This window comes from Micromonospora sp. NPDC047707, assembly GCF_040704235.1.
GTDB lineage: Bacteria > Actinomycetota > Actinomycetes > Mycobacteriales > Micromonosporaceae > Micromonospora.
This window is the reverse complement of sequence record NZ_JBEYSU010000019.1, coordinates 1-24409: the sequence shown is the minus strand read 5'-3', so window position 1 is coordinate 24409 and position 24409 is coordinate 1. Positions and strand designations below refer to the sequence as shown.

Genomic DNA, 24409 nt, shown 5'->3' with positions numbered 1-24409 from the left:
CCCCGGTTAACGCCTCCGGTAGTGGAAGGGTCCCTTCTTAACGCCGCGGATGCGGCCAATCCGGTGGCGGGGCGGCACCGGGCGGCTTAGCGTCGGTTCGTGGAGCTGGGACGCGCACTGTTGCTGACCCTGATGGTCGGCGCGGTGGTGTGCCTGCCCGTGGTGATCGCGCTGTTCTTCTGCGCCGACGAGCTGGTCGACCGGCTGGCATGCGGCCTCGCGGAATGGCGGGAGCGGCGGCGGGAAAGGCGCACCATCGCCCGACTGGATCGGGCGGTCGAGGCCGACGCGCTCACCCGCGACCTGGACCTGAGCGGGTTCGACCGGCCGGACCGGCGCCCGCTGGAGCAGCTCGCCGCCGACCTCCGGCGCCTCGGCGGCCAGCGGATCGGCGCGAGCGGACGGTCCGCGGTCTGGCACGGCGCGGTGCTCCAGGCGTACGACGCGCGGCTGCGGCGGGCCTGCGCGGCCCTCGGCGTCGTCGAACACCTCGACGAGCTGACCGGGGTCGACCGGGAAATCGAACGGGTGCGGGTCGAAGGCGTCCTGCACCGGGCCGGGCTGATCCTCCCCGCCGCCCGGGCCGAGCACCACCAGCGCCACCGCTGAGAGGCCGGGCTTGAGGCTCTTCGCCGCCGTCTACCCGCCGCCCGCCGCCGTCGAGCACCTCAGCGCACAGGTCACCCGCCTGCGCGTCGGTGCGGCGGCCGCCGGCGGGATCAACGTCCGCCTCGCCGATCCCGCCCACAAGCACGTCACGCTCGCCTTCCTCGGTGAGGTGGAGGCGGACCGGCTGACCGCGGTGGAGAGCGCGCTCGGGCTGGCCGCCGAGTGGTCCCGGGACGGGCGGGAGGTCCCGCCCCGACTCCGGCTCGGCGGCGGCGGGACGTTCGGGCGGGGCCGCTTCACGGTGCTCTGGGTGGACCTGCTCGGCGACGTCGAGGCGCTGACCGTGCTGTCCCGGCTCATCCGGTCCCGCCTGCGCAACAACCGACTGCCGTACGACGAGAAGCCGTTCCGCCCGCACCTGACGATCGCCCGCCCCGGCGACCGGGTGCCCGAAGCCGACGTGGCGGCCGACGTCGAGACCCTGCACGCGTACGAGGGCCCGGAGTGGCCGGCCAGCGAACTGGTGCTGATGCGCAGCCACCCGGGCCCCCGCCCGACCTACGACCGCGTCGCCGCCTGGCCGCTCTGACCGGGGCGGTCCGTCCGCGTCACCCGTCCGTCCCGCGTCACCAGGCCCAGGCCTCCGGGCCGGGGCCGCCGTTGCCGACCGGCGGGAACAGCTCGTCGAGCCGGGTCAGCGTGGCGTCGTCGAGTGCCACGTCGAGGGCGCCGAGGGACCGGTCGAGCTGCTCGACGGTGCGCGGCCCGATGATCGGGGCGGTCACCCCGGGCCGGGTGAGCAGCCAGCCGAGGGCCACATCCGCCGGGTCGTGCCCCAGGTCGGCGCAGAGCTTCTCGTACGCCTCGATGGTCGGCCGGTGCTCGGCGAGCGCGTCGGCGGCGCGGCCGGTGGTGCCGCGGGCCGCCCCGCCCTCGGCCAACTTGCGCAGCACGCCCGCGAGGAGCCCGCCGTGCAGCGGCGACCACGGGATGATGCCGAGGCCGTGGTGCTGCGCGGCCGGGACGACCTCCAACTCGACGTGCCGGGTGAGCAGGTTGTAGATGCACTGCTCCGCGACGAGACCGAGGAAGTTGCGGCGGCCGGCCGCCTCCTGCGCCACCGAGATGTGCCATCCGGCGAAGTTGGACGACCCGACGTAGACCACCTTGCCCTGGGCGACCAGGGTCTCCATCGCCTGCCAGATCTCCTCCCACGGGGTGGACCGGGAGATGTGGTGCATCTGGTAGAGGTCGATGGTGTCGGTCTGCAGCCGGCGCAGCGAGTCCTCGCAGGCCCGGATGATGTGCCGGGCGGAGAGGCCCTGCTCGTTGGGCCAGTCGCCCATCTTGCCGTACACCTTGGTGGCGAGCACGACCTTGTCCCGCCGGCCGCCGCCCTGCGCCAGCCAGCGGCCGATGATGTGCTCGGTGACCCCCTCGCCGAGCTTCCAGCCGTACACGTTGGCGGTGTCGAAGAAGTTGATCCCGTGCTCCAGGGCGCGGTCCATGATGGCGAAACTGTCCGGCTCGTCGGTCTGCGGGCCGAAGTTCATCGTGCCGAGGCAGAGACGGCTGACCGACAGGCCGGTGCGACCCAGGTTCGTGTACTCCATGGGCCAACCCTGCCACGGCCGCCGCCGGTCCGCCGCCGGAGCTGAGCCGGGAGGCAGCGCCTGCCGGCGACGTCCCTGGCCGACCAGGGACGTCGCCGCCGGTCCTAGGAGGACTCGCGTGCCGCCGGGCCGCTGCCGAAGAGCACGTCGTCCCAGCTCGGGAGCCGCTTGCGCGGCTTTCCGGTGTCGGTCGACTCGCCACCGGCGGCCGCCGACGCGCCCGTCCGGCGCGGCCGCAGCACGGCCAGCGACGGGACGGCCGGGACCTCCTTCGGCGCGTCTGAGTCGTCGTCGAAGGCGGAACCGGGACCGCCGCCGAGCAGGGCCGCCGCCCCACCGCCGACCGGGCGCTGGCGCGGCGCGTCCGACCCGGCCAGGGCGGCCGGGGTACGCGGTTCGAGACCGCGGCCGGTCCCGCCCAGCGGCCGGTCGAGGGAGGCGAGCAGGGCGTCGCGGCCGGCGCGGATCGGGTCGCGGCCCGGGCGCGCGTGCTCGGCCGGTGCCGGCAGGCCGTGCCCGCCCCGGCCGGGCTCGCCGCGGGACGGGCCGGGCAGCGCGTGGCCACCACGCTCGGGCGCCGGCTCCTGGCCGAGGATCGGGGTGGGACGCTCGGCGCACAGGTACTGTGCCATGTCGTCGTGCGGCGTGACGGACTGCCGGGTCTTGTCCAGATCCCAGACGGCCTGCGCGGTGGCCTTGCCGGACGGCCAGGTGGCCACGATCCGCCAGGTGCCGTCGTCGCGACGCCACGCGTCCCACGAGATCTTCTCGGTGTCGATCCCGTGCTGGGCCAGGCGACCGTTGACCACCTCGGCGAGCGGCGTGGGCTTCTCCGCGCCCTTGAGACGCGTGCGGCGGGCGTGCTGCGCGAGCATCGCCCGCTCCTGGAGCACCGGACCGGCGTAGCGCAGCACCCGGTCGACCGGGACGCCGGCGATGCGGGCCACGTCCTCAGCGGACTCACCCGAGCGGATCCGCGCCTGGATGTCGCGCGGCGACAGGGAGGGCGTCGGCTCGGCGGCGGGAGCCGGGGCGACCGCGAGCGGCGGGGCGCCGGGCTCGGCGTGCAACGCGGTGGCGACGCGCTCGTCGAGGGGCAGGGCGAGCAGACGCCCCACCTCGTCGGCGAGCACCAGGGCCTGGCCGTCCTCGGAGAGGGCGACGAAGCGTACTGGGCGCATTGCGTTGCCTCCGTCCCGCTTCGCTGGCCGCACGCCACAGGTCGGCCACCCGGGCGTCTCGCACCACCGTACGCTCCTCTGCCCAGAGGTGGGGGATGCGACACCCGCATGTCGTGATTGAGCTGCGGTGATGATCACGGTGGGTGGCCGGGGCGGCCTCGCTGGCCACCCACCGTGACGATCGTCAGAGCCGCTCGACGACGTAGTCGATCGACGCGGTCAGCGCCTCGACGTCGGCCGGCTCGACGGCCGGGAAGAGTGCGATCCGCAGCTGGTTGCGGCCCAGCTTCCGGTAGGGCTCGGTGTCCACGATGCCGTTGGCGCGCAGCGCCTTCGCGATCGCGGTGGCGTCCACCTCGTCCGCGAAGTCGACCGTCGCGACCACGTTGGACCGCAGCGCCGGATCGGTGACGAACGGGGTGGCCACCGCCGAGCGCTCCGCCCAGCCGTACACGATGCTGGCGCTCTCCGCCGTGCGCTTGGCCGCCCACGCCAGGCCGCCCTGCGAGTTCATCCAGTCGGTCTGCTCCGCGGCCAGGAAGATCGTGGCCAGCGCCGGCGTGTTGTACGTCTGCTCCAGCCGCGAGTTGTCGATCGCGGTGACCAGGTCGAGGAAGGCCGGGATGTAGCGGCCGGACGCCTTGATCTCGGCGGCCCGGTTCAGCGCGGCCGGCGACATCAGGGCGAGCCAGAGGCCGCCGTCGGAGCCGAAGCACTTCTGCGGGGCGAAGTAGTAGACGTCGGTATCGCCGACGTTGACCTCCAGGCCGCCGGCGCCGGAGGTGGCGTCCACCAGGAGCAGCGAACCCTCGTCCGCGCCCGGGACCCGGCTGATCGGCACGGCGACGCCGGTCGAGGTCTCGTTGTGCGGGGTGGCGTAGACGTCGACCCCGGCCTCGGCCGCCAGCGTCGGTGCCGTGCCCGCCTCCGACTTGCGGATCGTCGGCTCGCCGAGGAACGGCGCGTCCTTGACGGCCTTGGCGAACTTGGCGCCGAACTCCCCGAAGCTCGCGAACTGGGCCCGGTCCCGGATCAGGCCGAACGTGGCGACCTCCCAGAACGCGGTGGTGCCGCCGTTGCCGAGGACGACCTCGTAGCCGTCCGGCAGGGAGAAGAACTCGGCGATGCCCCGGCGCAGCCGCGCGACCTGGTCGCGGACCGTCTTCTGCCGGTGCGAGGTGCCCAGGTAGCTGGTCGCCACGTCGGCGAGGGCGGAGACCGCCGCCGGACGGACCTTGGACGGCCCGCAGCCGAACCGCCCGTCGGCGGGCTTGATGTCGTCGGGAATCCGGATGGTCGGTGCGTCAGCCACGGTTCTGGAGATCCTTCCGCATGGGCGAGGGCGGGCCCGTAACAGGTCGGGCGCGGATCGACGGCAAACGCGTGCGGGAGCGCACGGCTCGGCCGGGATCCGTACCCGGTCCGGCGACACTGCCGGCCCTCATCCTCCCACCTGCTGCCCGCCGGCCGGCCGCCGGTCCCGGCAGCGGCACTGAGTCGTGCGCCACAGCGGGCCCGGGGTACGCCGAAGGCCCCGGCCGGACGGGCGGCCGGGGCCTTCGAGGGCGTTAACAAGGGGCCCCTCCTCTACCGGAGGCGTTAACAGGGGGCCCTTCCTTTCAGACGCCGTGCGGGACCTGGTCCCAGCCGTCGACCTCGTGCGGCTTGCGGGGGGCCGGGCCGACGTAGCGGGCGGAGGGGCGGACGAGCCGCTGGAGCTTCTTCTGCTCCAGGATGTGGGCGCTCCAGCCACCCATCCGGGCGCAGGTGAACATCGAGGTGAACATGTGCGCCGGCACCTCGGCGAAGTCCAGCACGACGGCCGACCAGAACTCGACGTTCGTGGCGAGCACCCGGTCCGGGCGGCGGGCCTGCAGCTCCGCGAGAGCGGCCTTCTCCAGTGCCTCGGCGATCTCGAAGCGGGGGGCACCCAGCTCCTTCGCGGTGCGGCGGAGCACCCGGGCGCGCGGGTCCTCCGCGCGGTAGACCCGGTGGCCGAAGCCCATCAGCCGCTCGCCGCGGTCGAGGACGCCCTTGACGTACCCCTCGGCGTCGCCGCTGCGCTCGACGGCCTCCAGCATGCTGAGCACCCGCGACGGGGCGCCGCCGTGCAGCGGGCCGGAGAGCGCGCCGATGCCGGAGGAGATGCAGGCGGCGGCGTCCGCGCCGGTGGAGGCGACGATCCGGGCGGTGAACGTGGAGGCGTTCAGGCCGTGCTCGGCGGCCGAGATGAAGTACGCGTCGACGGCCTTGACGTGCCGCGGGTCGGGCTCACCCCGCCAGCGCTTCATGAAGCGCTCGACGATGGTGGACGCCTTGTCGATCTCCTTCTGCGGGACCGCCGGCAGCCCGAGGCCGCGGGCGGACTGGGCGACGAAGGAGAGCGCGGTCACCGACACCCGGGCCAGGTCCTCGCGGGCCTGCTCGTCGGAGATGTCGAGGAGCTGGTTGAGCCCCCAGTACGGGGCGAGCATCGCCACCGCGGACTGCACGTCGACGCGGATGTCACCGGAGTGCACCGGCACCGGGAACGGCTCGGCCGGCGGCAGGCCCGGGCCGAAGCGCCCGTCCACCAGCAGCGCCCAGACGTTGCCGAACGAGACCTGGCCGATGAGATCCTCGATGTCGACACCGCGATAGCGCAGCGCGCCGCCCTCACGGTCGGGTTCGGCGATCTCGGTCTCGAAGGCTACGACGCCCTCCAGTCCGGGTTTGAAATCGGCCATGTCGCTCTCCTGGATCTGCTCGGTGCGCCCGCCCGGGGCTCCGGCCCCGGCCCAGCCGGGCGAGCGCCTTAGGCGACCCTCAGGGATGTGTTCGTGCCATCTTGCCTGCTGGTTACGGAAGTGCGCGACCCGCGACCGCTGTGCTACACGCGACATCCCCGGCCGGGCGCGGTCCGGTCGGGTCGGTGAGACTGTGCGATGGGGGCTGGCCTGCGCGGCAGGGCGTTCACCGGCCGGACGGGGAGGGGAGACGACGTGACGGGCGACACAGTGCCGCCGGCGGACATGCGGAACGAGTACGCGGCGGACCTGGGCCTGACCGAGGCGGACCTGGCGGCTGACTGGCACATGCAGTTCGACCGCTGGTTCGCCGACGCGGTCGCGGCGGGGCTGCCCGAGCCGAACGCGATGGTGCTCGGCACGTCCGACGCCGACGGCCGGCCGAGCGGCCGGACCGTGCTGCTCAAGGGGTACGACCCGGACGGCTTCGTCCTGTTCACCAACTACGGGTCACGCAAGGGCGCCGAACTGGTCGCGAACCCGTACGCCAGCCTCGTCTTCCCCTGGTTCCCCATGCACCGCCAGGTGGTGGTGACGGGCCGGGCGGAGCGGCTCGACCGGGCCGAGACCGAGGCGTACTTCGCCAGCCGGCCGCGCGGCTCGCAGCTCGGTGCGTGGGCCAGCGACCAGTCGCGGGTGCTGCCGGACCGGGCGGCGCTGGACGACGCGTACCGGGCGGCGGCGGAGCGGTTCGCCGACGTCGACCCGATCCCCGCGCCGCCGCACTGGGGCGGGCTGCGGATCCGCCCGGACTGCGTGGAGTTCTGGCAGGGGCGGGCGAGCCGGCTGCACGACCGGCTGCGGTTCCGGCGTACCGGCGCCGGCTGGGTCGTCGAGCGGCTGGCACCGTGACCGGCGTGCAGGAGGCCCGGCCGCGCGGAGCGCGCCGCTGGGCGATCGACCTGCGTCCCCTGGGGGTGCCGGCGTTCCGCCGGATGTGGCTCGGCAACACGCTGGCGATGTTCGGGTTCCAGGTCACGGCGGTCGCCGTCCCGGTCGAGATGTACGCGCTGACCGAGGACTCGTTCTGGGTCGGCCTGCTCGGGGTCGCGGGCTTCGTACCCCTGCTGGTGTTCGGGCTCTGGGGCGGCGCGGTGGCCGACGCCCGGGACCGGCGGCGTGTGCTGCTGGGCGGGTCGGCGCTGCTCTGGGCGTCGATGCTCGGCCTGCTGGTGCACGCCGTGTCCGGGGTCGGCAGCCCGGTGCTGCTGCTGGCGCTGGTCACGGTCCACTCGATCGCGTTCGCGATCAGCTCGCCGGCGCGTTCGGCGATCCTGCCCCGGCTGCTGCCGCCGGAGCTGGTGCCGGCCGGCACGACGCTGAACTACACCACCTTCACGGCGGCCTCGGTGGTCGGCCCGCTCGCCGCCGGCCTGATCCTCGCGGTGTTCGGCACGGAACGTGGCCTGCCGGTCGCGTACGCGGTGGACGCCGTCCTCTTCACCGGCCTGGTGGTCGCCACCCTGCGGCTGCCCGCGATGCCCCCCGAACCGCCCGCCGACGGCGAGGCCCGGCGGGGCGGGCTGGCCGGGATCGTCGACGGCTTCCGGTACCTCGCCACCACGCCGGTGCTGCTGCTGTCGTTCGCGATCGACCTGATCGCGATGATCCTGGCCATGCCCCGGGCGCTGTTCCCGGAGGTGGCACAGGAGCGGTTCGGCGGCGGCGCGGCGGTCGGCTGGCTCTTCAGTGCCATCGCGATCGGCGCGATGCTGGGCGGGCTCACCTCCGGCTGGATCGGCCGGATGCGCCGGCAGGGCCTCGGCCTGGTGGTCGCCGTGGTGGGCTGGGGGCTGGCCGTCGCCGCGGCGGGGCTGGCCCGGCAGCTGTGGCTGATGGTCCTGCTGCTCGCGGTGGCCGGTGCGGCCGACCTGGTGAGCGCGGTGCTGCGCCAGTCGATGCTGCTGGTCTACGCGCCCGACCGGATGCGGGGCCGGCTCCAGGGCGTGAACACCGTGGTCGTGGCGGGCGGCCCGCGCCTGGGCGACCTGCGGGCGGGCGCGACGGCGGCCGGCCTCGGCACCGGGGTGGCCTGGGTCGGCGGCGGCCTGCTCTCCGCCGTCCTCGCGCTCGGGCTGGCGCTGGCGTTTCCCGCGCTGGTCCGCTACCGGGCGGCGGCCGGGTCGAGCGGGGAGCGGAGTTGACCGGTTAGGGTCCCCCGCATGGACACCCCCGAGCAGCGTCCCCCCTCCGGCGCGCAGTGGACCATCGCCGCCGCCGGCCACGAGGCCGTCGTCGTCGAGGTGGGCGGCGGGGTCCGGACGTACCGGCAGGACGGCGTGGACCTCCTCGACGGGTACGCGGCCGACGAGCTCTGCCCCGGCAGCGCCGGGCAGGTGCTCGCGCCGTGGCCGAACCGGATCCGGGACGGGCGGTACACGTTCGGCGACCGGCACCTGCAGCTGTCGATCAGCGAGCCGGAGCGCGACGTGGCCATCCACGGGCTGGTCAACTGGGTTCCGTGGCGGTTGCTGGAGCGGTCGACCGACGCGGTGACCGTCGGGTACGACCTGCCGCCGACCCCCGGCTACCCCTGGTCCCTGCGGCTGCACAGCCGGTGGAGCGTGGGCCCCGACGGGCTGCGCGCGGAGCACGAGGTCACCAACACCGCGGCGGAGCCGGCGCCGTTCGGCTTCGCGGTCCACCCGTACCTGCGACTGCCCGGCGTGGCGGTCGACGACCTGACGATGCGGCTGCCGGCCCGCAGCCGCCTCCAGGTGGACGCGCGGCGGCTGCTGCCGATCGCCGTTACGCCGGTGAGCGGAACCGAGTGCGACTGGACCGGCGGGCGCCGCGTCGGCCGGGCGACGCTGGACCACACGTTCGGTGACGTGATCCGTGACGACGACGGCGGCTCGGCCGTCGACCTGACCGCTCCGGACGGCTCGGCCGGCGTACGCATCTGGGCGGACCGGCAGTTCGGCTGGTGGCAGGTCTTCACCGGCGACTCGCTGCCCGGGGAGCGGTACCGGCGGTCGGTGGCGGTCGAGCCGATGACCTGCCCGCCGGACGCGTTCCGCTCCGGCCGGGACCTGATCACACTGAAGCCCGGCGACACCTGGCGGGGTGTCTGGGGCATCCGGCCCGGGGCGTGAGAGGCGAGGCGGCATGGAGTTCGGCGAGGTGGTCCGGCGGCGCCGGATGGTCCGCAACTACGACCCGGACCGGCCGGTCCCGCCGGACGTGGTGGAGCGCCTGCTCGACCACGCGATCCGGGCGCCCTCGGCCGGCTTCTCCCAGGGTTGGGGCTTCCTGGTGCTGGACAGCGCCGAGGACCGGGAGCGGTTCTGGACGGCGGCCACCCCGGGCGGCGGCGGCCGGGACCGCTGGCTGAGCGGCATGCGGCGGGCGCCGCTGATCATCGTCCCGCACGCGAACCGGTCGGCGTACCTGGACCGGTACGCGGAGCCGGACAAGGGCTGGGCGGACCGCTCGACCGAGCGCTGGCCGGTGCCGTACTGGTACATCGACACCGGCTTCGCCGCGCTGCTGATGCTGTTGACCGCCGTCGACGAGGGTCTGGGTGCGTGTTTCTTCGGCATTCCACCGCACCGCCTCGACGACTTCCGGTCCGCGTTCGGGGTGCCGGCGGAGTACGACCCGGTCGGCGCGATCACCATCGGTTACCGTGTTCCCGACCATCGGTCACCATCCCTGCGTCGGGGACGCCGTCCGGTCGAGGAAGTGGTCCACCGTGGCCGGTGGGGGTCGTCCGACTCGCCGGATCTGTCCGGTTGAGAACCGGACGGCGCGGTAGCGAAACTGACATCAGGGAGCAGAACGCGACGTGACGTGGCGGGCTAGGCTGGCACGGTCATCGGTGCCGCTGGTCGCGGTGCCGCGCCGCGACCCGGCCCGGTGTCGCGGGTCGGCCCGGTGCGGGGAGGGGAGCGTGCCGTCGTGATCTTCAGAGCGGTCCGGGACGGGCGTCCCTACCCCGAGCACAACCTGACGCTCAAGCAGTGGGCCGAGATTCCGCCGCGCCCGCTGCGCCTGGACCAGTTGATCACCACCAAGCGCGAGCTGGCCCTCGACAAGCTGCTCGCCGAGGATTCGACCTTCTACGGCGACCTCTTCCCGCACGTGGTGCAGTGGAACGGCGGGCTCTACCTGGAAGACGGCCTGCACCGCGCGCTGCGGGCCGCGTTGCAGCAGCGCAACCAGATCCACGCCCGGGTGCTCGTGCTCTCCGAGGCGGTGGAGTGAGCCTTCGTTAAGGTGGCCCCCATGACCCCTCTCGACCTGCTGGCCATCGACTCGTCGCTCAGCGAGGAGGAGCGGCAGATCCGCGCCGTCGTGCGCCAGCTCGTCGACGACCGGGTCCGCCCGCACGTCGCCGGCTGGTACGAGGAGGGCCAGGTGCCCGCCCGCGAGCTGGCCCGCGAGTTCGGCAAGCTGGGCCTGCTCGGCATGCACCTGACCGGGTACGGCTGCGCCGGGTCCTCGGCCGTCGCGTACGGGCTGGCCTGCCTGGAGCTGGAGGCCGGCGACTCCGGCGTCCGGTCCCTGGTGTCGGTGCAGGGATCGCTCGCCATGTACGCCATCTGGCGCTACGGCAGCGAGGAACAGAAGCAGCGCTGGCTGCCGGCGATGGCCACCGGCGAGGCGATCGGCTGCTTCGGGCTGACCGAGCCGGATCACGGCTCCGACCCGGCGTCGATGTCCACCCGGGCCCGCCGGGACGGTGACGACTGGGTGCTGCACGGCACCAAGATGTGGATCACCAACGCGCCCGTCGCGGACGTCGCGGTGATCTGGGCGCGCACCGACGAGGGGGTACGCGGCTTCGCCGTACCCATGGACACGCCCGGGGTGACGGCGCGGGAGATCGGTCGCAAGATGTCACTGCGCGCGTCGGTGACCGGCGAGGTCTCCCTCGACGACGTGCGGCTCCCGGCGGACGCGCAACTGCCCGGGGCGACCGGGTTGAAGGCCCCGCTGAGCTGCCTCACCGAGGCCCGGCACGGCATCGTCTGGGGCGCGCTGGGCGCGGCCCGCGAGTGCCTGGAGACGGCCCTGGGGTACGCGACCACCCGCACGCAGTTCGGCAAGCCGCTCGCCGCGTTCCAGCTCACCCAGGCCAAGCTCGCCGACATGGCCGTCGAGTGGAACAAGGGGTACCTGCTGGCCCTGCACCTGGGCCGGCTCGCCGACGCCGGGAAGCTCCGCCCCGAACAGGTGAGCGTCGGCAAGCTGAACAACGTCCGGGAGGCGCTCGCGATCGCCCGGCAGTGCCGCACGATCCTCGGCGCGAACGGCGTGTCCGGCGAGTACCCGGTGATGCGGCACGCCAACAACCTGGAGAGCGTGCTGACCTACGAGGGCACGTCGGAGATCCACCAGCTGGTCGTCGGGCAGAAGCTGACCGGCGTCTCCGCCTTCGCCTGACCGGCGTCGCCGCCTTCCCCTGGCCGGGGCCGTCACCCGATCGGGTCGCTCGCCGCGCGGGTGTCGTACGAGGGCCGTAACGTTTTCCTCAGACGACGCGTCTGACGAGGACGGTGACGGCGATGGCCCGCGACGGTGACATCAACCAGCCCACCCGGGAGTTCCCGGGCTACCCGACCACGGACACGCTGAAGGCCCGGTCCGACGACGCACCGGAGCCGCCCGCGCCGACCCCGGGCGGCGGGCCGGTCCACCGCCTGCTGCTGGTGCTCGGCGCGGCGGCGCTGGCGGTGGTGGTGCTGCTCGGCGTGCAAGCCACCGGCATCCTGCCCGACTTCCGCAACCCGTTCGCCAAGGAACAGACCGACCGCAGCCAGCCCGCGCTGCTCAAGTCGATCCAGGATCTGAGCCGCTACGTCGCCGCCGAGGGCAACTTCCAGGTCGTGGTCGACCTCCAGACCGACCGGCGCAACGTCCCGGACTGGCTGCTCAACCAGCGCACGCTCTTCGTGGGTGCGGGCAGCGTCGAGGCCTACGTCGACTTCGCGAAGATCTCCGAGGGCGCGATCGTCGAGTCCGCCGACGGGAAGTCCGTCGAGATCAAGCTGCCCGCGCCGCAGCTCGCGAAGACCAACCTCGACCTGGAGAAGAGCTACGTCTTCGCCGAGGAGCGCGGGCTGCTCAACCGGATCGGCGACCTGGTCGAGGGCGATCCCAACCGGCAGCAGCAGGTCTACCAGCTCGCCGAGGAACGGATCACCGCCGCCGCCCGGGACAGCGGCCTGACCCAGCGCGCCGCGGAGAACACCCGCAAGATGCTGGAGGGTCTGCTCCGCTCCCTCGGCTACGAGCGGGTCACCGTGACGTACACCGCGCCCTGACCGAGCGTGGCCCCCTGCGACGCCGACGGCGCCCGCCCATCTCGTCTGGGCGGGCGCCGTCGCATCTGCGCGACCGGCGCCCGGCGCGCGGCCGTCGGAGCGCCTCACGGCGCGGTGCCGTGTTCTGCGTGCTCGGCCTGAGGCAGCACTTTCCCCGACCTTGCGGCATCGCGCTGTAGGGAGGCAGCACGTTCCCCGAAGGTGCGCGCTCGGGTGTGGGGGAGGCAGCACGTTCCCCGAACGTGCCGCCTCCCCGCGCGGCCCGCCCGCGGATCAGTAGGTGGTGATGTAGCGGTCCTCGTTCGGCATCAGGATCCACAGGATCGCGTAGACGATCACCTGGGTGCCGGGCAGCAGCAGCGACAGCAGGAACAGCAGCCGGACGAACCCGGCCGACCAACCGAACCGCTGCGCCAGGCCGGCGCACACGCCGGCGATCATGCGCCCCTGACGGGGCCGGACCAGTCTGCGACTCATCGTCGTACTCCCACTCTGCGGCGTTCCGCCGCCTCTGCGTCAACGGTAGAAAGGGGGCACCACCGCGCCCTCGGTCCCGAGGAGGATCGGCGGCCCGCTGACCCGTAAGTGCTTACCCGCCCGCCCGTGGTCCGACGCCCCCGACCCGAGACGCCGCCCCGCCGGTCAAGATCGCGCTCGATCCTGGAAGTACTCCCCTCCGAGGGCTGAGACACCACTACTTCACGGATCGAGCGTGATCATGCGCGGGGGCGGGCGTCGCCGGGTGGCGCGTGACCTGGGCGGGTAGGCTGGCCGGTCGGGCGCCCATACCTCCGGGTGCCCGCCGACGGCCCCCGGACCCGGCGGCCACCAGCGGACCGGAGCCCGCACGACGGGCGCGGCGGCGAGGAAGTGCAGCCATGATCAGCGTCTTCGACCTCTTCAGCGTCGGCATCGGGCCGTCCAGCTCGCACACGGTCGGGCCGATGCGCGCCGCCCGGACCTTCGTCACCGGGCTGAAGGCGGACGGGCTGCTCGCCGACACCGTACGGATCCGCGCCGAGCTGTTCGGCTCGCTGGGCGCCACCGGGCACGGCCACGGCAGCGACCGGGCGGTCCTGCTCGGGCTGGCCGGCGAGGCCCCCGAGACGGTGGACACCGACAGCGTGGAGCCGCGGGTCACCGCGATCCGCGCCGACCGGCGGATCGCGCTGCTCGACGCCCACGAGATCGACTTCGACCCGGACCGGGACCTGGTGCTGCACCGCCGCCGGTCGCTGCCGTACCACCCGAACGGGATGACGTTCGCCGCCTACGACGGCGACGGCGCGGAACTGCGGGCCCGAACGTACTACTCGGTCGGCGGCGGGTTCGTCGTCGACGAGGCGGCCGCCGGGGCGGACCGGATCAAGCCGGACACCACCGCCGTGCGGTACCCCTTCTCGACCGGTGCGGAACTGCTCGCGGTGACCCGCGAGACCGGGCTGTCGATCAGCGAGGTGATGCTCGCCAACGAGCTGTCCTGGCGCAGCGAGCGGGAGGTGCGCGCGGGCCTGCTGGAGATCTGGCGGGTGATGCGCGAGTGCGTGGCGAGCGGTTGCGAGCGGGACGGCGTACTCCCGGGTGGGTTGAAGGTCCGGCGGCGCGCGGCCGAGCTGTACCGCGGTCTCATGGCGGACGCGGACCCGGTGCGGTCGGCGGCGGGCGCGGCGGGCCGGGGGGCGGCGGACCCGCTGCGGGCGATGGACTGGGTCACCCTGTTCGCCCTCGCCGTCAACGAGGAGAACGCGGCCGGCGGCCGCGTCGTCACCGCGCCCACCAACGGCGCGGCCGGCATCATCCCGGCGGTGCTGCACTACTACGACCGGTTCGTGGCGGGCGCCTCGGCGGACGGCGTGGTGCGGTTCCTGCTGGCGGCGGGGGCGATCGGCGTGCTGTTCAAGGAGAACGCCTCGATCTCCGGTGCCGAGGTCGGCTGCCAGGGCGAGGTGGGTTCGGCCTGCTCGATGGCGGCGGCCGGGCTCGCGGAGGCCCTGGGCGGCACCCCGGAACAGGTGGAGAACGCGGCCGAGATCGGTATGGAGCACAACCTCGGCCTGACCTGCGACCCGGTCGGCGGCCTGGTGCAGATCCCCTGCATCGAGCGGAACGCGGTGGCTAGCATCAAGGCGATCACTGCCGCCCGGCTCGCGCTGCGGGGCGACGGGGTGCACCACGTCTCGCTCGACAAGGTCATCAAGACGATGCGCGAGACCGGGGCCGACATGAAGGTCAAGTACAAGGAGACGGCACGGGGCGGCCTGGCCGTCAACGTGATCGAGTGCTGAGCCCCGTCCGTCTCGCGGGCGGGAGGTGGCGGTGACCTCTGGGGTGGGCGCGCTCTGGTCGCACCGCGACGCGCTGCGCATCCTCGTCCGCCGCGACCTGGCGGTGAAGTACCAGCAGTCCGTGCTCGGGTATCTCTGGTCGCTGATCGAGCCGCTCGGCACCGGCGCGATCTACTGGTTCGTGTTCGGCGTGCTGTACGCCCGGGACACCACCCGTCACCTGGGCGAGGCGGCCGGCTCGTACCCGCTGTTCCTGATCACCGGCGTGTTCGCCTGGAGCTGGACCAGCTCGGCCATCAGCGAGGCGGCCAACGCGCTGACCGGCCAGTCCCGGCTGATCACCACGATGAACATCCCCCGCCAGGTCTTCCCGATCGGCCGGGTCGTCGGCCGGGTCGCCGAGTACGCGGCGGGCCTGCCCATCCTGGTCGGCGTGGCGGTGGCGTACGCGGTGGCGGACCGGATCGACCTCGGCTGGTCGGTGCTCGCCCTGCCGCTGGCCGTGACCGTCCAGGGTGTGCTGCTCGTCGGGTTGGCGCTGCTGCTCTCCGCGGCCAACGTGCTGATGCGTGACGTCGAGCGGTTCATGCGGCTGGCCGTACGGGTGCTCTTCTACGCCACGCCGATCATCTACCCGCTCAGCCTCGTCCGGGACTCCGGCCTGCCCGGCTGGGTGAAGGTCGTGTACGAGCTGAACCCGCTGGTCGGCATCTTCCAGCTGCACCACGCGGTGTGGTACCCGGACGAGTTCCCCGGCACCCGGCTGCTCGCCACCACCGTCGCCGGCAGCCTGCTCGTGCTCGCCGCCGGGTGGTGGACGTTCCGCCGCCTCGAACCGGCCGTGCTGAAGGAACTGTGAATGGCCGACCCGCTCATCGAGGCGGACGGGCTGGGCATCCAGTTCGTCCGCAACCGCCGGCGGCAACTGCGGCTCCGGGACCTCGTCATTCACCGGGGCCGGCGCGGCGGTATCTCCGACGGCCAGTTCTGGCCGCTGCGTGACCTGTCGTTCTCGATCGCGGCCGGGGACACGGTCGGCGTGATCGGCCGCAACGGCACCGGCAAGAGCACCCTGCTGCGGCTGATCGCGGGCGTGCTCATCCCCGACGAGGGGCGGATCAGCGTCCGAGGTGACGTGGCGCCGCTGCTGGAGCTGTCCGCCGGCTTCTCGAACGAGCTGACCGGCCGGGAGAACCTGTACCTGGTCGGCGGCCTGCACGGCCTGTCGGCCCGCTACCTGCGCCGCCACTTCGACGACATCGTGACGTTCGCGGGCGAGCAGGTGGAGAAGGCCATCGACACGTCGGTGCGGCACTATTCGTCCGGCATGAAGGTCCGGCTAGGGTTCGCCATCATCTCCCACCTGCCGCACCCGATCCTGCTCATGGACGAGGTGACCGCGGTCGGGGACGCGGAGTTCCGCCGAAAGTGCTATGCGACGATCGAACGTCTGCTCGGGGAGGGGCGCACTCTGGTGCTGGTGTCACACAACGAACAGGATCTGACCCGGTTCTGCCGTCGCGGTTTCTACTTGGACGCGGGCCGGATGACCGTCGACGGGACGATCGACGAGGCGCTGGCCGCGTACCGCCGGGCGGTGCCGCGGTGACGCTCGCGATCGTGCTGACCGCCGACGCGCCCGTCGGCGGGGTTCTCGCGGAGCGGCTGGCCTCGCAGTGCCGCCGGGCCGGAGCCGACGAGGTCCACGTCGTCGGTGACCTGCGTGAGTTGGCCGACCTGGTCGAGGCGACCGCCGAACCGGTGCTCCTCACCGGGGCCGACCTGGTCGCGCACACCGCCGTCCTCCGGCACCTCGCCACCAGCCCGGTCGGGCCGACCGTCGCGCTGGTGCTCACCGACCCGCCCGCGCCGGGCCGCACCGCCGTCCGGGAGGACCGCGGCCAGGTCGTCGCCGCCGGGTCGCCCGACGAGGTGCAGGGCGCCACCGGGACGTTCGGCGGGGCGCTGCGGGTCGGCACCGCCGACCTGCCGGCCCTCGCCGCCGCCGCGCGGTCCGTCGCGGCCGGGGTGGTGCCGGTCGGTCCCGCGCCGGCCTTCGGTACCGTGGTCGAGGGGCCCGCGGTGGACCGGCTCTTCGCCGACCTCGCGGCCCGGGGCGCGCTGACCTTCGCCCACCGGGTACGCCTGCTCGTCGCGCACCGCGTCGGCGACGCCGCCGAACTGGCCGCCGCCGAGGCGGCGGTCGCCGCGGTGAACGAGGACCGGGCGGAGCTCCGGCTGTCCGTGAAGGAGCGGGACGACTTCTTCACCACGTTCTTCGTCAGCACCTGGTCCCCGTACGTGACGAAGGCCGCCGCGCGACTGCGCCTGACCCCCACCTCCGTCACGATGATCTCGGTGGCGTTCGCGGTGGCCGCCGCGCTGCTCTTCGGCGCGGGTGGCCGGCCGGCGCTGGTCACCGGGGCGGTGCTGCTCTACCTGGGCTTCGTGCTGGACTGTGTGGACGGCCAGCTCGCCCGCTACACCCGCACGTTCAGCGCCTGGGGTGGCTGGCTCGACACCATGGCCGACCGGGCCAAGGAGTACGTGGTCTACGCCGGCCTCGGCTACGGGGCGACCCAGGCCGGCTTCCGGTACGGCTGGGCTCTCGCCATCGCCGCGATGACCCTGCAGACCGTGCGGCACATGACCGACACCTGGTACGGCGCCCTGCACGACGAGGCGGCGCGCCGGCCGAAGGCCGCCGGTGGTGGTGGCGGGATCGGCGACCGGCTCAGCGCCGCCTCCAACCGGGTGCAGGCGGACACCGGCTCGGTCACGTACTGGCTGAAGCGGACGGTGGTCTTCCCGATCGGGGAGCGGTGGGCGCTCGTCGCGCTCGTCGTGGCGCTGTTCGACCAGCGGGCCGCGCTGGTCGCGGTGCTGACGTGGGGGGTGCTGGCGTTCGCGTACACCGGTGCGCTGCGGACGCTGCGCGCCCGCTCGATGCGGGTGGGTGTGCTCGACACGGTCGACGCCACCCTGCACCGCGACGACGGCCGGTTGGCCCGCCGCTCGCCGGCGACGCGGCGGCCGGGGCCGCTGGTCCTGGCGGTGCTCGCCGCGCTGGTGGCCTCGCTGATGCTCGGGGCGGCGATCCTCGGCGACGTGCCGTCGTCGACACTGGTGCTCGCCCTGCTCGGCCTGCTGCTGGCCGCACAGGGCGCGCGGGCACGGCACGGCGGCGCGCTGGACTGGCTGGTGCCGGCGGCGCTGCGGGCGGCGGAGTACCTGTTCGCCATCGCGGTCGGCGTGGTCGGTGACGTTCCGGCCTGGGTGATCTTCGGGTACGTCTTCGTGCTGACCCTGCACCACTACGACCTGACCGCCCGCTTGGAGAAGCGGAAGTCGGCCCCGCCGCTGCACGACGCCACGCTGGGCTGGGAGGGGCGCTCCGCGGTCCTGACCCTGGCGGCGATCGTCGGAATTGCCGAGATCGGACTGATTACACTCGGAACGTACCTTCTCGTGGTTTTCGTGGTGAGCGTCGCTCTCGCCTGGGTGGTTCTGCCCGCCCGCGCCGCGCGGGCGGCGGCCGGTCCCGTCAGCGCCGGAGGTGGCTCACCGGGCTGATGGAGGTCCGGTCCGGTCAGCGACGCGGGGCGGACCCTCGCGCACCCCGCTGACGTGCCGGGTGTCCGGATTGTCGCATTGTCTTGGCTCGATGGCGCGTAACTGGACTGTCACGGGTGAAACATGGCACGTTCACCCGATGTGCGATCGGGGTGCTCCTCGTCACAGTCATTCGGGGTTCGGTCGACCGAGCTGGGGGAGGAGACGGTGACCACCGTCGCGCTCAAGGATGTGACCAAGGTCTTCAAGGACGGCACGCTCGCCGTCGACAGCGTGAACCTGGACGTCAACGACGGCGAGTTCATGGTGCTGCTGGGTCCGTCCGGCTGCGGCAAGTCGACCGTCCTGCGGATGGTCGCCGGCCTGGAGGCCCCGACCTCCGGCGCGGTGCTGCTCGGCGGGGAACTGGCCAACGACCTGCCGCCCCGGGAGCGCGGGGTGGCGATGGTCTTCCAGGACTTCGCCCTCTACCCGCACATGACGGTCGGCGACAACATCGCCTTCCCGCTCCGGCTGGCCGGCCTCGAACCGGACCGGCGGGGTGAGCGGGTCGCCGACGTGGCCGGCGCGCTCGGCATCGGCGACGTCCTCGCCCGCCGGCCCGGCCAGCTCTCCGGCGGCCAGCGGCAGCGGGTGGCCATGGGCCGTGCGATAGTGCGCCGGCCCGGCCTGTTCCTCATGGACGAGCCGTTGTCCAACCTCGACAGCGGCCTGCGCGCCGAACTGCGCGCGGAGATCTCCGGCCTGACCCGCGAGCTCGGCGTCACCACGATCTACGTCACCCACGACCAGGCCGAGGCGCTGACCATGGCCGACCGGGTCGCCATCATGCGCAAGGGCGTCCTCCAGGACGTCGGCACGCCCACCCAGGTGTACGGCCGCCCGGCCACCCTGTACGTCGCCGCCTTCCTCGGCAGCCCCCGGATGAACCTGCTGGAGGCGTCCGTCTACGTGCACCTCGACCGGTACGTGACGCTCACCCTCGGGGAGCAGGCGCTCTATCTGCCGTGGGACGACATCCGTACCCGCGCCGTCGCCCACTACCACGGCGAGCGGATCGTGGTCGGCATGCGGGCCGAGGCGCTGACGCCGGTCACCCCGGACACCCAGGGCGACGTGCTGTACGGCCGGATCCGCTACCTGGAGCACCACGGGCACGAGTCGCTCGCCTTCCTCGACATCGGCGCCACCGCCGTGGTGGTGGACGAGATGGGCACCCCGGTCGACCGGCCCGCCCCCGGCGAGCGCGGCCTGCGCCGCTTCAACCAGGTCGTGCAGCGCATCACCGGCCGCGCGGGGGAGCCTGCGTTGGACGAGGAGGTGACGCCGACGGCCGGCACCCGCACCAGCGTCCTCCCCGACCCGGGCCGGCACCACCGCCGCCCGGCCGAGCTGGCGGTCCGGCTGGCGCCGTACCCGGCGGTGTCCCCGGGTCACCCGCTCGCCGTGTCGGTCCGCATGGACGCCCTGCACTTCTTCGACGAGCGCGGCGACCGCATCGACGTCGGCTGGCGCTGAGGTGCAAGGAAGGGCCCCTGTCAACGCCTCCGGTAGAGGAAGGGACCCCTGTTAACGCTCCGGCGGTGCCGGACGGCGGCAGCGGCCCCGGATGCCGCAGGCTGAGCCCAGCAATCGGGCCTTGCCCCAAAAGTTACCCACGGGTAACGTACGGGCATGACGATCGACTCTCGCCTGGTGGCGACCGCCATGCTCGAGGCCGTCCCGTTCGCCCGCACGCTCGACATCGAATTCGTCGAGGTGGCCCCGGAGGCCGACGGTGGGGTCCGCACGGTCGTCCGGCTGCCCGACTCGCCGGCCACCCACAACCACGTCGGCGGGCCGCACGCCGGCGCCATGTTCACCCTCGGCGAGACCGCCTCCGGCGCGGTCGTCATGGCCGCGTTCGGGCACCTGCTCGACCGGGCCACGCCGCTCGCCGTGCGGGCGGACATCGCGTACCGGAAGCTCGCCATGGGCCCGGTGCGCGCGACCGCGCGGCTCGGCCGCCCGGCCGCCGAGGTGATCGCGGAGCTGGAGGCCGGCCAGCGGCCGGAGTTCCCGGTGCCCGTCGAGATCGCCACCGAAGAGGGCAAGGTGACCGGCGAGATGACCGTGATCTGGACGCTGCGCCCGCACTGACAACGGACCTCGGCGGTGCAGCCACCTGGCGGCACCGCCGATCGGCGGCGGCAGAGCCTGCCGTCAGCGCCGATGCAGGAGGTACACCAGCGCCCCGACCACAGGAACGTCCGCGCGGCTCAGCCCTCGACCGTCCCGCCCTGGTAGGACCCGGACACCGGGCCGCGGCGGCCCAACTGCCGCATCCGGACGGCCACGGCGACCACGGCGTAGAGGGCGATGGCCAGCACGACGCCACCCACCACGTACGCGGTGACGTTCCCGTCGGCGTTGAGCAGGAAGACAACCGCCCCTACCGCCAGCGCGGCGAACCCGACGGCGGCGACCGCCCCCGCCAACCGGCTCGACCCCGCCAACCGGCTCGACCCCGCCGGCTGGCCGGCCCCGGCGGGCCGTCGACGGGCGACCACCAGCCCCATGATCCCGGCCAGGAAGGCGAAGCCCGCCAGGTACGGCCGGTCGACGGCGATCGCGTACACCGCGCCGAGGAGGCATACCACCGACAGGGAGATCCGGTACCACACCGGCCAGTGGTCGTCCTTCGCCATGCGATGGTCTTTCCCTGGCCGGCCCGGGAGCCAAACGCGGAACCGGGGCCAGGTGCCGCGACGGCTTCGGCCGAACCGGGTTTCCCCGGCCGGAGGTCTGGATAGATTCGTACCGTGCTGGGCCTACCTGCTCACGTGACCGCCTGTCTCTTCGATCTGGACGGTGTGCTCACGCAGACCGCCCGCGTCCACAACGCCGCCTGGACCGCCACGTTCGACGAGTTCCTGCGCCGTCGCGCGGCGGCCACCGGTGAGCCGTTCCGGCCGTTCGACCCGGGCGACGACTACAACCGGTACGTCGACGGCCGGCCCCGCTACGACGGGGTGCGCACGTTCCTCGCCTCGCGCGGCATCGTGCTGCCCGAGGGAGAGTCGGGCGACCCCCCGGGAGTCGACACGGTGCACGGCGTCGGCAACCGCAAGAACGTGCTGCTGCTCGAGACGCTGCGTACCTCCGGGGTGGACGTCTATCCCGGCTCGGTGGCGTACCTGAAGGTGGCGGCCGTCGCCGGGCTGCGCCGCGCGGTCGTCACGGCGAGCGCCAACGGCCGCGAGGTGGTCGCGGCGGCCGGCCTGGAACCGCTGCTCGAGGCGCGGGTCGACGGCCTCGTCGCCCGTGCCGAAGGGCTGCGCGGCAAGCCGGAGCCGGACACCTTCCTCGCCGGCGCGCGGCTGCTCGGCGTGGAGCCGGCCAACTCGGCGGTCTTCGAGGACGCGCTCGCCGGGGTCGCCGCCGGACGGGCCGGCGGGTTCGGGTACGTGGTGGGTGTCGACCGGGTCGGCCAGGCCGAGGAACTGCTGGCGAACGGCGCCGACGTGGTCGTCGACGATCTCGCCGACCTGCTCGACCCGGATCCGGCCGGTCCGGGCCGGGTGGCGGCCCCGCGGGAGTCGAGCCGGCTCGACCGCGGGCCGGTCGTGCGGGACCGGGAGCCCGGCGCATGATCCGCGAACGGGCGTACCCCGTCGAGCCGTGGCACGTGCGGGAGACCCGCCTCGACATGGACGTGCTGGCCCAGTCCGAGTCGGTCTTCGCCCTGTCCAACGGGCACGTCGGGCTGCGCGGCAACCTGGACGAGGGGGAGCCGCACGGCCTGCCCGGGACGTACCTGAACTCGTTCTACGAACTGCGCCCGCTGCCGTACGCGGAAGCCGGCTTCGGTTTCCCCGAGTCCGGCCAGACGATCGTCAACGTCACCAACGGCAAGCTCATCCGGCTGCTCGTCGACGACGAGCCGCTCGACGTGCGCTACGGCGAACTCCTCTCCCACGAGCGGGTGCTCGACCTGCGGGAGGGCACCCTGCACCGGTCCGTGCACTGGCGCTCGCCGGCCGGCCGGGAGGTGCGGGTCCGCAGCACCCGGCTGGTGTCGTTCCGGCAGCGGGCGGCCGCCGCCATCAACTACGAGGTGGAGGTCACCGACGACAAGCCGCTGCGCCTGATCATCCAGTCGGAGCTGGTGGCCAACGAGACGCTGCCGCCGCAGAGCAAGGACCCGCGGGTCGCGGCGGTGCTGGAGTCGCCGTTGCTCGCCGAGGAGGAGTTGACCACGGACGACGGCGGCCTGCTCATCCACCGCACCAAGGTCTCCGGGCTGCGGGTCGCCGCCGCGATGGAGCACGAGGTGCAGACCGAGGCGCGGACCACCGTCGAGTCCGAGGGGTACCAGGACTGGGTGCGTACCACGATCGCCTGCGTCCTCAAGCCCGGCCAGACGCTGCGGGTCGTCAAGTACCTGGTGTACGGGTGGTCGAGCCGCCGCTCGCTGCCGGCGCTGCGCGACCAGGTCGGGGCGGCGCTCGCCGCCGCCCGCCTGGACGGCTGGGAAGGGCTGCTGCGCGAGCAGCGTGAGTACCTCGACGACTTCTGGAACTCCGCCGACGTGCTGGTGGAGGGGGACCCGGAGGTGCAGCAGGCGGTCCGCTTCGGGCTCTTCCACGTGCTCCAGGCCGGCGCGCGGGCGGAACGCCGGTCGATCGCCGCCAAGGGCCTGACCGGACCGGGGTACGACGGGCACGCGTTCTGGGACACCGAGATGTTCGTGCTGCCGGTGCTCACGTACACCCATCCGCCCGCCGTGCACGACGCCCTCTACTGGCGGCACCGCACCCTGCCGACCGCGCAGGAGCGGGCCCGTACGCTCAACCTGGAGGGCGCGGCCTTCCCGTGGCGGACCATCGAGGGGATGGAGTCGTCCGGGTACTGGCCGGCCGGCACCGCCGCGTTCCACATCGCCGCCGCCGTCGCCGACGCGGTACGCCGGTACGTGCTGGCCACCTGCGACACCAACCTGGAGCGGGAGATCGGCCTGGAGTTGCTGGTGGAGACCGCGCGGCTGTGGCGGTCGCTGGGCCACCACGACCGGCACGGGCAGTTCCACATCGACGGGGTGACCGGCCCGGACGAGTACACGGCCGTCAAGAACGACAACATCTACACGAACCTGATGGCCCAGCGGAACCTGATCAGCGCGGCGGACGCGGTGATGCGGTACCGGGACGAGGCGTTCCACCTCGGCGTCACCGACGAGGAGGCGGCCGCCTGGCGGGACGCGGCGGCGTCGATGCACATCCCGTACGACGAGGAGATCGACGTCCACGAACAGGTGGAGGGCTTCACCCGGCTCCAGGAGTGGGACTTCGCCCACACACCGCAGGAGAAGTACCCGCTGCTGCTGCACTACCCGTACTTCGACCTGTACCGGAAGCAGGTGGTCAAACAGTCCGACCTGGTGCTCGCGATGCACTGGCGGGGGGACGCGTTCACGCCGGACCAGAAGCTGCGCAACTTCCTGTACTACGAGCGCCGTACGGTCCGGGACTCGTCGCTGTCGGCCTGCACGCAGGCGGTGCTCGCGGCCGAGGTCGGCCACCCCGAACTGGCGCACCTGTACCTGCGCGAGGCCGCGCTGATGGACCTGCACGACCTGAACGAGAACACCCGGGACGGCGTGCACATGGCGTCCCTGGCGGGCGCGTGGATCGCCCTGGTCGCCGGGTTCGGCGGGCTGCGCGACCACGACGGCCTGCTCTCGTTCGCGCCCCGGCTCTCCAGCCGGCTGAGCCGCCTGGAGTTCTCACTCCAGTGGCGGGGGATGCGGCTGCGGGTCGACGTGCGACCGCACCGGACCACGTACGCCCTGCGTAACGGCGACTCCGGCGAGACGATGGAGCTGCGGCACCACGGGCGGCGGATCCAGGTCACCTGCGCCGAGCCGGTGACCGTGCCGATCCCCCCGCCCGAGGTGTCCGGCCCCACCCCGGAGCAGCCGCCCGGCCGCGGCCCCCTGCTGCGCCTGCCCGACCGCGCGCCCTAGACGAGTGATTCCGAATGGATCAGTGGTCGTACGCGGTCAGGGAGCGTTTGACGTCGGCGTTTATGCGCCAGTTGTGCCAGATCGCGGCG

At 73.3% G+C, this 24409-nt stretch carries 23 protein-coding genes; 17 read left to right on the top strand and 6 right to left on the bottom strand.

What is annotated here, in order from left to right; all coding sequences use genetic code 11:
* Positions 1-99: 99 nt before the first annotated feature.
* Both AB0873_RS20340 and thpR read left to right on the top strand, forming a co-directional pair.
* A complete protein-coding gene (locus AB0873_RS20340; RefSeq protein WP_366601290.1) occupies positions 100-609 on the top strand; it encodes a hypothetical protein in 510 nt (169 codons plus the stop codon).
* 10 nt (positions 610-619) lie between these two features.
* Positions 620-1198, top strand: coding sequence for an RNA 2',3'-cyclic phosphodiesterase (thpR, locus tag AB0873_RS20335; protein WP_155329185.1), 579 nt, complete (start codon positions 620-622; stop codon positions 1196-1198).
* A gap of 37 nt (positions 1199-1235) precedes the next feature.
* Here the strand turns inward: thpR and AB0873_RS20330 are convergent, their stop codons facing one another.
* The 4 genes from AB0873_RS20330 to AB0873_RS20315 form a co-directional block, all read right to left on the bottom strand.
* Entirely contained in the window at positions 1236-2222 is a 987-nt protein-coding gene (locus tag AB0873_RS20330; protein ID WP_366601288.1) for an aldo/keto reductase, read from the bottom strand.
* Positions 2223-2326: 104 nt separating this feature from the next.
* Complete coding sequence (gene sepH, locus AB0873_RS20325; RefSeq protein WP_366601286.1) at positions 2327-3403, bottom strand: septation protein SepH; 1077 nt, start codon at positions 3401-3403, stop codon at positions 2327-2329.
* 184 nt (positions 3404-3587) lie between these two features.
* Positions 3588-4715 (bottom strand): phosphoserine transaminase, encoded by a 1128-nt coding sequence (gene serC, locus AB0873_RS20320; protein WP_366601285.1) that lies wholly within the window; start codon positions 4713-4715, stop codon positions 3588-3590.
* Between the two features lie 307 nt (positions 4716-5022).
* Positions 5023-6129: a citrate synthase 2 gene (locus AB0873_RS20315; RefSeq protein WP_155329181.1), complete on the bottom strand. Its 1107-nt coding sequence runs from the start codon at positions 6127-6129 to the stop codon at positions 5023-5025.
* A gap of 285 nt (positions 6130-6414) precedes the next feature.
* Between AB0873_RS20315 and pdxH the strand changes: the two genes are divergently transcribed.
* The 7 genes from pdxH to AB0873_RS20280 all read left to right on the top strand — a co-directional run bounded on the left by pdxH (position 6415) and on the right by AB0873_RS20280 (position 12458).
* Complete coding sequence (gene pdxH / locus AB0873_RS20310) at positions 6415-7041, top strand: pyridoxamine 5'-phosphate oxidase (RefSeq protein ID WP_366601404.1); 627 nt, start codon at positions 6415-6417, stop codon at positions 7039-7041.
* Entirely contained in the window at positions 7038-8333 is a 1296-nt protein-coding gene (locus AB0873_RS20305) for an MFS transporter (RefSeq protein ID WP_366601283.1), read from the top strand. Before pdxH ends, AB0873_RS20305 begins: the two co-directional genes overlap by 4 nt.
* An 18-nt stretch (positions 8334-8351) precedes the next feature.
* Complete coding sequence (locus AB0873_RS20300) at positions 8352-9284, top strand: aldose 1-epimerase family protein (protein WP_366601281.1); 933 nt, start codon at positions 8352-8354, stop codon at positions 9282-9284.
* A 13-nt stretch (positions 9285-9297) separates the two neighbouring features.
* Positions 9298-9927, top strand: coding sequence for a nitroreductase family protein (locus tag AB0873_RS20295; protein ID WP_366601280.1), 630 nt, complete (start codon positions 9298-9300; stop codon positions 9925-9927).
* Positions 9928-10089: 162 nt separating this feature from the next.
* Positions 10090-10395, top strand: coding sequence for a type II toxin-antitoxin system VapB family antitoxin (locus tag AB0873_RS20290; protein WP_091593012.1), 306 nt, complete (start codon positions 10090-10092; stop codon positions 10393-10395).
* Between the two features lie 21 nt (positions 10396-10416).
* Positions 10417-11577: an acyl-CoA dehydrogenase family protein gene (locus tag AB0873_RS20285; RefSeq protein WP_366601279.1), complete on the top strand. Its 1161-nt coding sequence runs from the start codon at positions 10417-10419 to the stop codon at positions 11575-11577.
* A 122-nt stretch (positions 11578-11699) separates the two neighbouring features.
* Complete coding sequence (locus AB0873_RS20280) at positions 11700-12458, top strand: DUF4230 domain-containing protein (RefSeq protein WP_366601277.1); 759 nt, start codon at positions 11700-11702, stop codon at positions 12456-12458.
* Between the two features lie 273 nt (positions 12459-12731).
* On the opposite strand, the gene AB0873_RS20275 is transcribed toward AB0873_RS20280, so the two are convergent.
* Positions 12732-12935 (bottom strand): PspC domain-containing protein, encoded by a 204-nt coding sequence (locus AB0873_RS20275; protein ID WP_366601275.1) that lies wholly within the window; start codon positions 12933-12935, stop codon positions 12732-12734.
* A gap of 401 nt (positions 12936-13336) precedes the next feature.
* On the opposite strand from AB0873_RS20275, the gene AB0873_RS20270 reads away from it, so the two are divergent.
* From AB0873_RS20270 to AB0873_RS20245, 6 genes are all read left to right on the top strand, one after another.
* Positions 13337-14743: an L-serine ammonia-lyase gene (locus tag AB0873_RS20270; RefSeq protein ID WP_155329173.1), complete on the top strand. Its 1407-nt coding sequence runs from the start codon at positions 13337-13339 to the stop codon at positions 14741-14743.
* 31 nt (positions 14744-14774) lie between these two features.
* Positions 14775-15602 carry an ABC transporter permease gene (locus AB0873_RS20265; RefSeq protein ID WP_366601274.1) on the top strand — a complete coding sequence of 276 codons (828 nt, stop codon included), beginning with the start codon at positions 14775-14777 and terminating at the stop codon, positions 15600-15602.
* Complete coding sequence (locus tag AB0873_RS20260; protein ID WP_366601272.1) at positions 15603-16352, top strand: ABC transporter ATP-binding protein; 750 nt, start codon at positions 15603-15605, stop codon at positions 16350-16352.
* Positions 16349-18316, top strand: a complete 1968-nt coding sequence (locus AB0873_RS20255; protein ID WP_366601270.1) for a DUF5941 domain-containing protein — start codon at positions 16349-16351, stop codon at positions 18314-18316. The genes AB0873_RS20260 and AB0873_RS20255 overlap by 4 nt, the downstream gene beginning before the upstream one ends.
* 207 nt (positions 18317-18523) lie before the next feature.
* Positions 18524-19834 (top strand): ABC transporter ATP-binding protein, encoded by a 1311-nt coding sequence (locus AB0873_RS20250; RefSeq protein ID WP_366601268.1) that lies wholly within the window; start codon positions 18524-18526, stop codon positions 19832-19834.
* 156 nt (positions 19835-19990) lie between these two features.
* Positions 19991-20455 (top strand): DUF4442 domain-containing protein, encoded by a 465-nt coding sequence (locus tag AB0873_RS20245; RefSeq protein ID WP_366601266.1) that lies wholly within the window; start codon positions 19991-19993, stop codon positions 20453-20455.
* 119 nt (positions 20456-20574) lie between these two features.
* On the opposite strand, the gene AB0873_RS20240 is transcribed toward AB0873_RS20245, so the two are convergent.
* On the bottom strand, positions 20575-21003 hold the full coding sequence (locus AB0873_RS20240; protein ID WP_366601264.1) for a hypothetical protein: 429 nt from the start codon (positions 21001-21003) through the stop codon (positions 20575-20577).
* A 114-nt stretch (positions 21004-21117) separates the two neighbouring features.
* Here AB0873_RS20240 and AB0873_RS20235 point away from each other — a divergent pair, with 114 nt between their 5' ends.
* Entirely contained in the window at positions 21118-21948 is an 831-nt protein-coding gene (locus AB0873_RS20235) for an HAD-IA family hydrolase (protein ID WP_366601263.1), read from the top strand.
* The gene (locus AB0873_RS20230) at positions 21945-24320 is read left to right on the top strand and encodes a glycosyl hydrolase family 65 protein (RefSeq protein WP_366601261.1); all 2376 of its coding nucleotides are present in this window, start codon (positions 21945-21947) and stop codon (positions 24318-24320) included. The genes AB0873_RS20235 and AB0873_RS20230 overlap by 4 nt, the downstream gene beginning before the upstream one ends.
* Positions 24321-24409 lie beyond the last annotated feature (89 nt).